Raw genomic sequence first — 13,114 nt, forward strand, 5'->3', positions numbered from 1 at the left:
TTAGTGTTTGAACGAAAACTCACCCATCTGCTGCGTTGCTGCAAAACTCTGAAATCCTCATGTACATTAGTACACTCCGGTTTCAGAGTTTCTTACGCCTTGCATATGGGCAACTTTTCGTCCAAACACGGGTTTCCGTTCAGGCACTACTTAAAAGGTCATAAAAACATGACGGCAGAATATTGTTTTTTGTGCTGCCATTACCCCATCTATTTTACCACGGGCAGAAACACCAACTTCCCCAAAGCCACCAACAGGTAGACCGTTCCTTATTCCTTTCCAAAACGATGGCTATATAATTAGGGTAACAACAGATTGATAAACGATAGAATCATCCATTGAAAAAAGTTAATTACAGGATTTAGAACACCAAAATAAAGCAGCCCGATAATAATAAAAAATCCATACCGTTCAAAACGGAAAAGATAGCTTTGAATGCTTGGAGATGCAAAACCCATAAGGATTTTAGACCCGTCGAGAGGTGGCAGTGGTATCAAATTAAAAGCGGCCAGGATTATGTTGATTTTAGCAAAATAATAGAGAAGCAGTGTCAGCATACCTGACGGAGCAGGGGACAGCAAGCGATCTAAGAAAAGAGCACTAAATGCTAATAACATGTTGGCAATGATTCCCGCAGAAGAGACGGCTATCATTCCCTTGCGTTTGTCACGCAGTTGGTTGAAATTTACCGGAACCGGTTTTGCCCAGCCAAACCCGAAAACAAAAAGCATGATGGTGCCCACAGGATCAAGGTGTTTGAGAGGATTGAGGCTTAAGCGACCAAGAGATTTGGCTGTAGAATCACCCATGCGATAGGCTACCCAACCATGTGCCAACTCATGAAAAATGATGGCGTACATCAATGGTATGGCAATGAGGATGAACGCAATCGGATCTTTAAACAACAGATTGAGCAGGCCCATAGATAGTCTCCTTGATAGCAGTTATCAAAAGTAGTTTCCGAACAATCACCTAAAACCCGCTGACGAGTATTTTCCTGCCGATAAATGGACCAGGCAGCAAGCTACCCAGCCCAAGTTTATCAGCATCATTAAGAACATCAGGATCAACAGCAGCAAGAAGGTCAATATTAACAACACCAGTAGCAGCAAGAACATCAAATTCAGAAACAGCGATAGCAAGAACGGCAGACACAATAAATATTTGAAACAACAAGGTCAAGTAAAATGTTTTTAAATTTCGACTCTGGCCATTAACTTGCTATCTGCGAAAGTTATATTCCATTTCAAGAGTGAGACCTGTATCATCAAATTTATGCCATCTATTTGAATTAAAATTAATATACCCTATAATTACAGTAATTTATATCCTTCTGGGCACAGGATAAATTACAATTAAGAACTAAAATTTCACTTTATTGGAATGTCCTTAGGGAGAATTTATAAATATGATGTTTACTGTCGATTTCCTCGTGTTGATGGATAAAGAAAATTATTCGTTATTTTTTTATGGGAAAATGATGTCTGACAAATGTCATGGTCTATATAATGTAATTTGATCACCCCGGATTTACCCCCTTTGCCCCACAAGGTATTGGATAAGAATTCATATGAGAAATTATACAAAGAATTTCTTGACCCATCAATAAGTAGTTTGTATATTCTTAAAAACCAAAGCACACCCTGATTTGATATTGTAATCGCTTTAAATTATACACTCAACCTATTCTTTTATCCTTCCTACTTATCAAGTTCTGTAAACCGTCAATCTGACCCATGAGGAGATCAAATGACCACAGAACAAGAAGTTATAAGAAAACTCAGTGCCATCCTTAGTGCCGATGTCAAAGGTTATAGTCGCCTTATGACAGAGGATGAATCTTCTACGATCAAGACATTGAAAAAGTACCGGAACATCATGGCAGAAATCATCAACCAACACTCCGGCCGTGTTGTTGATGCGCCTGGTGATAATTTGCTGGCAGAGTTTTCCAGTGTCGTACATGCTGTTCAATGTTCCGTGGAGATCCAGAACAAACTAAAAGAAATGAATGACGATTTACAGGATGATAAACGGCTATATTTCCGTATTGGGGTGAATATTGGTGATGTGGTCCAAGATGGCGAGAACCTTTACGGCGAAGGTGTCAATATTGCAGCCCGCATAGAAGGTTTAGCCGATCCTGGGGGGGTATGTATCTCAAGAGGTGCTTATGATCATGTTAGAAACAAACTCAAATTTGGCTATGAATATATTGGTGAACATTCTGTAAAGAATATTAAGCAACCTGTAAGGATTTACAAAATTTTGATGGATTCCAAGGATGCCGGGAAATTAATTGGTGATGATCCGAAGCCTCTATTACAACCGGGGGTATGGGCGACGGTTATTGTTGCAGCAATCGTTTTGATTTTAGTTGGATACCAAGTTTTTCATAAAGCGATGGCTCCGGAATTTGAAACAGCATCTGTAGAGAATATGGCAGTCCCATTACCTGATAAGCCGTCCATTGCGGTGTTGCCCTTTGACAACATGAGCGGCGACAAAGAACAAGAATATTTTAGTGATGGAATTACTGAAGACATTATTACAGCGCTTTCAAAAACGCCGAAAATGTTTGTGATTGCTCGTAATTCAACATTTACGTACAAAGGCAAGTCGGTCAAAGTGCAAGAGGTCGGTAGAGATTTAGGCGTTCTATATGTTCTTGAAGGAAGTGTCAGAAAAGTAGGTAATAAGGTGCGTATCAATGCTCAATTGATTGATGCAAAGACCGGACATCACTTGTGGTCGGAGAAATATGATCGGAATTTTGAAAATATCTTCGCCCTTCAAGATGAGATTACAAAAAAAATAATTACAGAATTGCATGTGGAACTGGATGAGGGGCAACAAGCCCGTATTGGCTCAAAAGGTACTGACAATTTAGAGGCCTATTTAAAGGCGCTACAAGCTCAATACTACTCTTATCTGGGGAGCAGGGAAAGTAATACAAAGGCGCAGCAACTTGCAAAGGAAGCTATTGCTATAGCACCTGATTATGCATATGCCTATAGAATCTTGGGACGGACCCACATACTGGATGCGTATCTGGGAATGAGCAAGTCTCGAAAAGAATCTATTCAATTGGCCATGGAGTCCTATGAAAAAGCTGTTGCCCTGGATGAATCTTTAGCTTCAGCCTATGCTGGAATGGCTTATGTCCTCGTCATGATTCGCAAATATGATGAAGCCGTGCGCCTTGGAAAAAAGGCGGTTGACTTAGAGCCTAATTCACCTGACGTCATTATTATCTATGCTGCAATCCTGAACTTCGATGGAAGGTGGGAGGAAGCGATGCCTTTGTTCAAACTGGCTTTTCGCTTGAACCCTAAGCCACCAAACACATATTATCGTCACTTCGGTCATGCTCTGCGGTTATCCGGACAGCATGAAGAAGCCGTTGCATTGCTGAAAAAAGCAATAGGGCAAGAGCCCAACGATCTGCTTGCCCATTTGATGTTAGCTGTATCTGCAAGCATGGGTGGGTTTGATGAAGAGGCCCAGGCGGCAGCAAAGGAGATACTCAGAATCGACCCCCAATTCTCCGTTAAACGATTGACAGCGCCTTTTAAGGATAAGATTCATATGAAAAATGCTTGTGCTGCCCTTAACAAAGCAGGTTTAAGTTTAGACTGTGCTGCCTTAGAATGAAGGGTAGAAATTTTAAAAAATTTATGATAGTGACCAAAGTCCCTTCTGGATCTCAAATTACTTGAAGCGTAATATTCAATTGACAATTAATCCTTGCATGGCATAGATTTGCCTTGATCATTTTTACGGATAGAATTTGTTGTTAAAAAAGGAGACCATTGAGGTATGCAATTTATTGTGACAGGATATGACGGTAAAGATGACGGTGCATTGGACAGACGAATGGCTGCAAGGGACGCCCATTTAAAAGGGGCTGAAGAGATGGCAGACAATGGCAAATGGCTTTATGCTGCTGCGATACTCAATGAGAAAGAGCAAATGGCTGGTTCAGTCATTGTTTGTGAGTTTGATTCTGAAGAAAGTCTTAAAAAAGAATGGCTGGATATTGAACCCTATATCTTAGGGAAAGTTTGGGAAAAAGTAGAGATCACAAGGGCTCAAGTTCCGCCACTTTTTGATAAAAAATAATCCGTCCCATCGCTTCTGAATAAAACTGTTGTGGAGTAACCGATTAATCAAAATCAGTATCCTCGGATTTCGGAAAAATGTGATCTATATGGGGGATATAAACGCTGGTTAGCAAACGGCTGCTGCCGAAGGATGAAAGGATGCTTTAACCGCGCTTCTTGTTTCCTGACAAGTTTCATGTCTTAGCGGAATACCGGGTGACCGGGCGTTCCTCCCAGTGACCCGCCGGGCATGCCAGTTCACAGGCCCGGCAGTAGCTTACTACTTCCACGGCCCTGCCGTCCTGTTTGTTTTGGTCAATTTTTTTCACGTTGGCGCGGTTTTCCTCCATCTGGAGTATGCAGTCCATCCGGCTGTAGGCTCCGGTATCGAAAGCCTTCTGAGGACAGGCCTTCCAGCAAAGGGACGGGCAGCCCTCGCAGGGAGAAAACCAGTCGATGGGGCCGGTGGGGACCAGTTCAAGGCTCAGAAAAAGAGCCCTTAACCGCACCCTCGGCCCGAGTTCCGGGGTGACCAGAAGGTTGTTCCTGCCGATAACACCCAGGCCAGCCAGCACTGCCGCGTCCTTTAAAAACACCCCTCCGTTTTCCACATGGTAGGGCAAGGGATCGGCCTTTGCGTGCAGCGTGCTCTCGAACCACTGGCGCATCTGTTCGGCAACCCTCATCAGAACGCGGTTTCCCTCGGTCCCCTTTCCATCCCACCAGTCCAACTCCGGCTCCCCCGAGGGATGGCCGTAGACCAGCACCAGAACAGATTTGGCGTCCTCAGGCCAGGGGATGGATTCATGGGTTTCGAACATGGCTCCGGTCTTCCATTCCACGGAAGACCTCGCGCGGTAAGAAGGCGCCTGTTTCAGGGTTTCGGCAGCCGCGATTCCGGCAAGAACACCTGGAAAGGATTGCGCTTTTTTGATGATACTGTTGGATGCCGATAGATTGGACCGAAAATCCATTCGATGTTGCCCTCCCTGTGCGGATGATACACACCTTCATCGATTGATCCGGGCAGGGTCGCTCAGGCTTCGTAATACACTTTGAGCCCGCCCCTTACCTTTTCGAAATACACGGTCTCGCAGTCATCAGACGGCTCGACCGGCGGCTTGAAATAGTGGGATACCGGACGGATTCGAAAGGCCTGATCACCGATAAAGCCATCTATTCCAGCCTCCTGTTCAGCCTCGTCCGGAAGGCGGCAGGGTTCGTTTTTGATGCCAGCTATCTTTATCAGGACCACTTCCTGGACTCGGGACGCGGCATATGTTTTTTTCAAAACAGATTCCAGCACCCATTTCCTGATCATATCCCGATCCAGTTTTTCCAGCACCCGGGCCATCTTTTCCACGGTCTCTAATATTTTGTCCGTGGTCTGATCAATGGCCCCAGGTCGTTCGGCCTCGTACCAGTCTTCCCACTCCTTGTAGCTTCTTCCGTCAAACCGATCGATCATTTCGGCGGTCTTGCCTATCACTTTTCTGCTGGTACCGTTGGCTTTGCGGTTGGCGAGCTGAATTAACTCACCCGTGAATTCAGGGAAATCAAAGACTTCCCCCATCTGTTTTCCCCTCAACTCTTCCCGTTTGATCCTGATCATAATCCAATCCCTAATGGTCTTTTCGCATTGATTTGAGATTTTGTCCATCTCAAGTTTATCAACCAAGGCCGTTTAAGTCAACTTATGACGTAGCAGCCCCAATGATAACTCTCTCCGAAAACCACCGGTGTCTGGATTTTATACAAGGGAGCCCGGGGCACACACTTTCATTTTTCTTGCATAAAAATAGCAAACATGAAACCATTTGGAACAACAATTTCAGCAAAGGAACACGATGACAGAAGAAACCGTAAGCAATGAATGTTCAGATCCCACTCAAACGTTATCCATTGAGTTAGCTTGTCAGCTTATGGATCGAATTGAAAGATATGCCAAAGAAAATGGAACGGATGTTACTGGAACGTTGATTGACGCGCTGGATGGTTTTTTGAAACAGTCGGGATGATATTGCCGGTATCAAATGAAAAATTTAAAAATACGAATTCTTTGTGCTCTGTTGGGAACAGGTTTAATTTCATGCGCCACCTTGACTACGACGTATAACATCACAAAGGGCACTGTCGCTGCGACCTATGATACAGCCAAATTTGTTACAAAATTAGGGATCGGGACATTGAAAATGTCATATAAAATGGGTACATTTACATTTAATGTTATTTCAGCACCATTGGAATGGCCTATGACATCAGATATTGAGAGTATTGATGGGTTATCTCCAAAGGAAGCCGTCAGGCAGGGCAGAGTGAAAAACTCTCCTTATGTGGTAAAAGGGAAACACTATGTGCCTATGTCTGTAGCAAAAGCTGCGACATATCAAGAAATTGGAACCGCTTCATGGTATGGCAACGAAACGTTACGTCAGAAAGATGGACATATGACGGCTAATGGTGAAGCGTTTGACCCCGGAAAACCAACAGCGGCACACAAGCACCTGCCCCTGCCAATTCATGTTAAGGTCACAAATCTTGCGAATAATCGTTCCATAATCGTCAGGGTTAATGATCGTGGGCCTTTTTATGGCAATCGAATAATCGATCTTAGTGCTGGTGCTGCAAAAAAACTTGGCTTTTACAGTCAAGGGACAGCCAGGGTGAAAGTCGAAACTGTAGAAATCTAAATGCCGTACAAAGGTCATAGATAGATCGTCAACTTTTTATAGGGACGGTATCGAATAATCCTTAACAAGGTTTGCCACGACCACTGCGATATAGATCATCCAGAAGATCAATAAAACCGGGAGATTTCGGTCTGTTGAATCTGAAGAAAATAAAGGCCGACACAAACGGTCAATACACCTAACAAATAAACCCAAAAGGTTGAAAGGGGTTGACTGATAATGATCTATTTGGAAGCAGTTCTAAACGTCATGCATGGCTGTAATATACACCAGGTTTCAGATGTCAACTCAGGGTCATCATGCGGGATCATTTTAACGCGACCGAAAACAGCACACCATACCTTTGAAATTTTTTTCACAGATAAGTCCATTGATCGTTCATTAGCGCCGAAATTGATCTAAATCTGAAATTGATGGTGGAATTAATACAAATTTTCCCACATGCTTTTTTTGAATAAATTCTTTCTGCGCATCAACAATTTGATTTAATGGATAGGTTTTTGCCAATAAGGGGTTGATTTCATTGTTTTCAATATAGGAAACAAGATTGGGAAAAACCGGCTCATCCCATGCGGTGCAACCAATCAATGTCAGATCCTTTAAATAGAAATCCCGCATATCAAGTGCCACTAACGGGCCGGCAATTGCACCCGAGGATACGAACCGTCCGCCGCGTTTCAACACTTTTAGCATCCAGCCAAAGTTTTTCCCTGCGACGTTGTCCACAACCACATCTACTGATTTTTCCCCCAGAAATTTCACAATATTCCTGTCACGTGCAATGACGTTGTCGGCACCAATCGCCTGTACTTTTTCAAGCTTTGTCTCTCCGGCAATGGCAGTGACAAATGCCCCGCGCCGTTTTGCAAGCTGCACCGCTGCGGATCCGACCCCACCTGAAGCCCCGGCTATCAAGACATGCTCATCTTTTTTCACCTTTGCACGATGGAGCATGTTTTCAGCGGTACCATATGCACAGGGTATGGTTCCGAGCTCGGCATCGCTCCACCCACAATCCACGGGAAAAACTTCGGTTGCAGGTACTTTTACAAATTGTGCAAACGCACCGTCAAAATCAGAAGCCATCCATATATTTTCCAGTGAAGTCCAGTCTATACTTCGAATACAAGCTCTTACAAGCACTCTTGAACCGATAATATTCTCATCTGTTCCTGGTGCGACTGCGATCACGCGGCCACAACAATCTGTTCCCTGAATAAACGGGAACGGTGTTGCCTCATTCCAGCCACCATCTCCCTGGACGCTTGCTTCCTGCATTTCTTTTTCTTTTGCTGTGAGCGCATCTGTACTCGTGGTGACTTTGGACGAGTACCATCCCAGACGGGTATTGATTTCCGTATTATTGATCCCGGCAGCGAGAACCTGCAGAAGAACCTCCCCGGTATTGAGCTTCGGTAAAGGGACATCCCGGTACTCAAGTTTTTCATATCCACCGTTACCGGTTGTGACAATCGCTTTCATGGTGACTTGATGATTTTTGATATCAAAACGATTTTTGTGTGACATAGTTGAGTTTGCTCCCATCATTTTTTCATCTTTTGCCATTGATATCCCGGTCTTTATCGTTTCTTAGTCAGGTGTGATATGATCCGACATATCCGACAGATTGATCTCCACTTGGCCCTGTTTTTCAATTTTCAAGGCTCGATTTCGAAAATCGCCTTCGTCAATTTTTCCCTTTACCCACTGGTGCCAGGCGGCTTTGCGGGAAGCGATTATCGTATCGAATTTTTTGGACGGATCGAATTGGTCAAGAGCGTCATCCGTAATCCAGATACAATAATTACATTTTTTCTCACCACTTTCGAGAATCTTAAAAAAATAGCGAAACGTTTTACTTCCAGGCTTCAGGCCTTCTTGGATCTCATGATTTTTATATGTCCATGTGTCTTTCATTTTATCCCCCAATTAAAAGTCAGTGTTTGTAAAGCTTTAATATATGAATTAAATTTTGATTTGCAACGTTACCGGGACCCGTATTTGTCCACCCAGACAAAAACAAATGCGTATGACGTCTTTCCATGAGTTGACAGATCGTTGCCTGGATTGTATTCTTTCTTATAAACTCAACTTTCGGAGTTGGTCATTTTTACATGGGGTCAGGCTTTCTTTATGGCACTTTTTACCCGTCTGGTTATGAAATAGTGATAAAAAGCACCATAAAAAAAGCCTGACCCCGGCGATTAAAGCTAACGTCCGAAAGTTGAATTATAAACTATCCGTAAAAAGATCAAGTAAAGGAAATAAAATGATAATACACTTGGATCCAGTGATGTTGGCTAGACTTCAGTTCGCTTTTACCATATCATTTCACATCCTGTTTCCGTCTTTTACCATAGGGCTTGCAAGCTGGCTGGCTGTTGTTGAATGGCGATGGCTGAAAACCGGCAATGAGGTTTACAGGGACGTCTACCGGATGTGGGTGAAAATATTTGCGGTTACATTTGGTATGGGGGTTGTATCCGGGGTTGTGCTCTCCTATCAGTTTGGTACAAACTGGTCCGTCTTTGCCGATAAAGTCGGCAATGTGCTGGGTCCCCTTCTGGGGTTTGAGGTGCTGACCGCTTTTTTCCTGGAAGCTTCTTTTTTGGGTATTATGCTGTTTGGATGGAACCGTGTCAGTCCAAAAATGCATTTCACGGCCACGGTTGTTGTTGCATCAGGAACCCTGGTTTCTGCGTTCTGGATTCTGGCCGCAAATTCCTGGATGCAGACGCCCCAGGGATTTTTTACGGGAGCAGACGGCCTGTATTATCCGACCAACTGGCTGGCCATTATTTTTAATCCGTCATTTCCCTTTCGCATCATTCATATGGTGACCGCTGCCTACCTGACAACGGCCTTTGTGGTGGGGGGGATCGGTGCTTTTTACCTGTTCCGCCGTCAGTTTACCCGTCATGCAACGGTCATGTTCGGCATGGCAATGCTTATGGCGGTATTTGTTGCGCCACTCCAACTTTTTTTTGGAGACCTTCATGGGTTAAACACGTTTCAGGAACAGCCGGTAAAGGTGGCTGCCATGGAAGGCCTTTGGGAGACGCAAAAGGGTGCGCCGTTGACCCTTTTTGGCTGGCCGGATGAACAGATGGAAACCACACGGTTCGCCATTGAAATTCCGAAACTGTCCAGCCTTATTCTTACCCATCGCCTGGACGGGGAGGTCAAAGGACTGAAAGCGTGGCCAAAAGAGAAAAGACCCCCTGTGGCCCCTGTTTTCTGGTCGTTCAGGATCATGGTCGGTGTGGGCATGATGATGATTTTGACCGGTGTTTTAGCTGCCGTGTTGTATGGGAAAAAACGCCTGTTTGATTCACGGTGGTTTCAATGCTGGTGCATGCTGCTGACACCGGCCGGTTTTATCGCGGTGCTGTCAGGATGGTTTGTAACGGAAATAGGCCGTCAGCCGTATCTGGTTTTCAATACATTGTTAACCTCTGAATCGATATCCCCGGTGGCGGGGATCCATGTCGCCCTTTCTCTGGCCGCATTTATTATTATTTATTTGGGGATCTTTGGGGCAGGACTTTATTATATCATTCGTCTTGTCCTTAAAGGGCCGGGCGCAGAACCGGAAATACCTTACGGGGGGCATGGTGTGAAGCGTCCTCCCATTGTTTCGGATGTCGTAATGGAATCAGGAGGAGATCATGTTTAGTTTTGCCGGGTTCATTGATTTGCCCCTTATCTGGTATGGCCTGATTGGTACGGCCATTTTTTTATATGTGCTGCTGGATGGATTTGATCTGGGTATCGGCATCCTGTTCCCCTTTGCCCCGTCTGAAAAATGTCAGGATCGCATGATGGGCTCTATTGCTCCTTTCTGGGATGGTAATGAGACATGGCTTGTACTGGGCGGTGGCGGCCTTTTTGCTGCCTTTCCCCTTGCTTACGCCATCTTGATGCCGGCGTTTTATATACCGGTTATTCTGATGCTTCTTGGGTTGATATTAAGGGGGGTATCTTTTGAATTCAGGTTCAAGGCCAAAAAGCGATCAAAAAAGTATTGGGGTTATATTTTTCACTTGGGTTCACTTGTTGCGACCTTGACCCAGGGAATGATTCTTGGTGCATTTGTACAAGGGATTAGTGTTACCGGCAGAAGTTTTAGTGGCGGCCCCTTTGACTGGTTGAATGCGTTCAGTGTCATGACCGGCATTGCACTGGTGGCGGGTTATGCGCTTCTCGGGGCGACCTGGCTGATCATGAAAACTGAAGATGTGACCCAGAAATGGGCCCGGAAATGTACGGGTTACCTGTTTGGTCATGTTGCATTTTTCATGGGCCTGGTAAGTCTTTGCATGCCTTTGATGGATGCGCGCATAAAGGCGTTGTGGTTTAGTCTGCCCAATTTCATTTATCTCGGGATCATGCCGGTGGCGTGTGGCATCATGCTTGTGATTCTGTGGCGGGATCTGCACAGAGATAACGAGTATCGGCCGTTTTTTCTTACCCAGGGAATTTTCCTGATGAATTACATCGGTATTGGTGTGAGCACATGGCCCTTGCTGGTGCCCAACAGCATCACCTTTCGGGAGGCCGCTGCAGCCCCTGAATCGCAGTCTCTCCTGCTGGTGGGGGCGGTGATCATGCTGCCGGTTGTTCTTGCCTACACCGGTTATTGTTACTGGATATTCAGGGGTAAAAGTTCCAGTGAAACAAGCTACTGATACGGTCAAACAATGGCTTTGGTTTGTGGCGCTCTGGTGCTGTGGTCTGCTGTCGGTTGCCCTGCTGGCAAAACTTATCCGCTGGATCATCCGGCTGGGTAATTCATAAGTTATAGGCGCGTTAAAGTAAGCCTTGGAAAGGGTTTTTAAAAAAAAATTGATTGGTGCTGGGGACGTTTCACAATAAATAATTCTTGAATTTTTTTGCTAAAAACTGTAAAAAGACAGGTTGAACCCAATAGCGGCGTTTGTTTTTTGTCAGTTACGATTGTGCCTGAATTGTGGTGTCAACGTCACTCATTTACAAACGGTTCCAACCAAAACTTTTTTTAATCACGGCAAAGTTAATATCAACTTATGGATAAGATTCAAATCACCGGCGAAAGACAGCTTCATGGAGAAGTGATGATCAGCGGGGCTAAAAATGCAGCCCTTCCTTTGATTGCATCTAGTATTTTAGTGAAGGGGAAAACCTGTTTTACCAATGTCCCCAATTTGATGGATATCACAAGTATTCGGCTCCTTCTGGAGGACCTGGGTGCTGAGTGCAAGACATCAACGGGGTGTCTTGAAGTGGATGGGGCGCGCATCAACAAAATTGAAGCTGAATATGATCTGGTTCGAAAAATGCGTGCTTCCATTCTGGTACTGGGACCCCTTGTTGCCAGATTCGGTCATGCAAAAGTGTCATTGCCCGGGGGATGTGCCATTGGTGCTCGACCGGTGAATATGCATCTGTCAGGCCTTGAAGCATTGGGTGCCAGTATCAGTATCGACCATGGCTATATTGAAGCCAAAGCAAGCCGGTTAGTGGGCAATGAGATCTATTTTGATATGCCCACTGTAACCGGTACGGAAAACTTAATGATGGCGGCAACCCTGGCAAAAGGGACCACTGTATTGCGCAATGCGGCCCGGGAACCGGAGATTGTCTGCCTTGCCAATGCGTTGAATCAAATGGGGGCCCGGGTGAATGGGGCAGGGACGTCCATTATTAACATAGAAGGGGTGAAAGCGCTTTCTCCGGTCGATATCCGCATTATTCCGGACCGGATTGAAACCGGCACCTTCATGGTTGCCGCGGCAGCAACGGGTGGGGATATTCTTATCAAAGGGTGTAACCCCGATCACATTGGGGGGATCATCAACAAGCTCAAGGCCGCCGGCACCATCATTGAAACCTTTCCGGACAGCCTCCGGGTGAAGGGGACAGGGCCCATTAAAAGCGTTGATATTAAAACACTGCCATACCCCGGATTTCCCACCGATATGCAGGCACAATTCATGACCTTGATGACCATTGCCAGCGGCAGCAGCATGATCCATGAAGCCATCTTTGAGAATCGGTTTGTTCATGCCAATGAATTGCTTCGAATGGGGGCGGATATCTCCATATCAAACGGTAATCTTGCCATGGTCAGGGGAGTTAAAAAGCTTCAGGCTGCGCCGGTTATGGCATCAGATTTAAGGGCCAGCGCTTCCCTTGTTATTGCCGGTTTAGTGGCAGAGGGAACCACCGTTATTTCAAGGGTTTATCATATGGACCGAGGGTATGAAGCCATTGAGAAAAAATTCTCAATGCTGGGAGCGGACATCAAACGGATTCATTAAAACCTAAAATACCAGGGTGAGA

The 13,114-nt window shown here is 45.2% G+C and carries 14 protein-coding genes; 8 read left to right on the forward strand and 6 right to left on the reverse strand.

The features are described 5' to 3' along the window. Positions 1–299 precede the first annotated feature (299 nt). Together Q1Q15_RS05010 and Q1Q15_RS05015 are read right to left on the reverse strand one after the other, a co-directional pair. Entirely contained in the window at positions 300–923 is a 624-nt protein-coding gene (locus Q1Q15_RS05010) for a site-2 protease family protein (RefSeq protein ID WP_300457312.1), read from the reverse strand. A 49-nt stretch (positions 924–972) separates the two neighbouring features. Then, entirely contained in the window at positions 973–1,182 is a 210-nt protein-coding gene (locus tag Q1Q15_RS05015; protein WP_300457313.1) for a hypothetical protein, read from the reverse strand. Positions 1,183–1,749: 567 nt separating this feature from the next. Here Q1Q15_RS05015 and Q1Q15_RS05020 point away from each other — a divergent pair. Both Q1Q15_RS05020 and Q1Q15_RS05025 read left to right on the forward strand, forming a co-directional pair. After that, positions 1,750–3,654 carry an adenylate/guanylate cyclase domain-containing protein gene (locus Q1Q15_RS05020; RefSeq protein WP_300457314.1) on the forward strand — a complete coding sequence of 635 codons (1,905 nt, stop codon included), beginning with the start codon at positions 1,750–1,752 and terminating at the stop codon, positions 3,652–3,654. 165 nt (positions 3,655–3,819) lie between these two features. Beyond that, positions 3,820–4,122: a YciI family protein gene (locus tag Q1Q15_RS05025; RefSeq protein WP_300457315.1), complete on the forward strand. Its 303-nt coding sequence runs from the start codon at positions 3,820–3,822 to the stop codon at positions 4,120–4,122. Between the two features lie 175 nt (positions 4,123–4,297). On the opposite strand, the gene Q1Q15_RS05030 is transcribed toward Q1Q15_RS05025, so the two are convergent. Further along, positions 4,298–5,077: an epoxyqueuosine reductase gene (locus Q1Q15_RS05030; protein WP_300457316.1), complete on the reverse strand. Its 780-nt coding sequence runs from the start codon at positions 5,075–5,077 to the stop codon at positions 4,298–4,300. Between the two features lie 62 nt (positions 5,078–5,139). After that, the gene (locus Q1Q15_RS05035) at positions 5,140–5,715 is read right to left on the reverse strand and encodes an MjaI family restriction endonuclease (RefSeq protein ID WP_300457317.1); all 576 of its coding nucleotides are present in this window, start codon (positions 5,713–5,715) and stop codon (positions 5,140–5,142) included. A gap of 235 nt (positions 5,716–5,950) precedes the next feature. On the opposite strand from Q1Q15_RS05035, the gene Q1Q15_RS05040 reads away from it, so the two are divergent. After that, complete coding sequence (locus Q1Q15_RS05040; RefSeq protein ID WP_300457319.1) at positions 5,951–6,121, forward strand: hypothetical protein; 171 nt, start codon at positions 5,951–5,953, stop codon at positions 6,119–6,121. A 15-nt stretch (positions 6,122–6,136) separates the two neighbouring features. Next, the gene (locus Q1Q15_RS05045) at positions 6,137–6,793 is read left to right on the forward strand and encodes a septal ring lytic transglycosylase RlpA family protein (protein ID WP_300457321.1); all 657 of its coding nucleotides are present in this window, start codon (positions 6,137–6,139) and stop codon (positions 6,791–6,793) included. A gap of 381 nt (positions 6,794–7,174) precedes the next feature. Here the strand turns inward: Q1Q15_RS05045 and Q1Q15_RS05050 are convergent, their stop codons facing one another. Both Q1Q15_RS05050 and Q1Q15_RS05055 read right to left on the reverse strand, forming a co-directional pair. Continuing rightward, positions 7,175–8,320 carry an alcohol dehydrogenase family protein gene (locus tag Q1Q15_RS05050; RefSeq protein WP_300457323.1) on the reverse strand — a complete coding sequence of 382 codons (1,146 nt, stop codon included), beginning with the start codon at positions 8,318–8,320 and terminating at the stop codon, positions 7,175–7,177. A gap of 63 nt (positions 8,321–8,383) precedes the next feature. Continuing rightward, on the reverse strand, positions 8,384–8,710 hold the full coding sequence (locus Q1Q15_RS05055; protein WP_300457325.1) for a hypothetical protein: 327 nt from the start codon (positions 8,708–8,710) through the stop codon (positions 8,384–8,386). 352 nt (positions 8,711–9,062) lie between these two features. On the opposite strand from Q1Q15_RS05055, the gene Q1Q15_RS05060 reads away from it, so the two are divergent. The 4 genes from Q1Q15_RS05060 (at position 9,063) to murA (ending at position 13,092) form a co-directional block, all read left to right on the forward strand. Next, positions 9,063–10,469, forward strand: a complete 1,407-nt coding sequence (locus Q1Q15_RS05060) for a cytochrome ubiquinol oxidase subunit I (RefSeq protein ID WP_300457327.1) — start codon at positions 9,063–9,065, stop codon at positions 10,467–10,469. Next, on the forward strand, positions 10,462–11,481 hold the full coding sequence (cydB, locus tag Q1Q15_RS05065; RefSeq protein ID WP_300457329.1) for a cytochrome d ubiquinol oxidase subunit II: 1,020 nt from the start codon (positions 10,462–10,464) through the stop codon (positions 11,479–11,481). Before Q1Q15_RS05060 ends, cydB begins: the two co-directional genes overlap by 8 nt. Continuing rightward, positions 11,465–11,590, forward strand: a complete 126-nt coding sequence (locus tag Q1Q15_RS05070; protein ID WP_300457331.1) for a hypothetical protein — start codon at positions 11,465–11,467, stop codon at positions 11,588–11,590. The genes cydB and Q1Q15_RS05070 overlap by 17 nt, the downstream gene beginning before the upstream one ends. Before the next feature lie 248 nt (positions 11,591–11,838). After that, positions 11,839–13,092: a UDP-N-acetylglucosamine 1-carboxyvinyltransferase gene (gene murA, locus Q1Q15_RS05075; protein WP_300457333.1), complete on the forward strand. Its 1,254-nt coding sequence runs from the start codon at positions 11,839–11,841 to the stop codon at positions 13,090–13,092. Positions 13,093–13,114 lie beyond the last annotated feature (22 nt).

This window comes from Desulfobacula sp., from assembly GCF_030145145.1.
Classification (GTDB): Bacteria; Desulfobacterota; Desulfobacteria; order Desulfobacterales; family Desulfobacteraceae; genus Desulfobacula.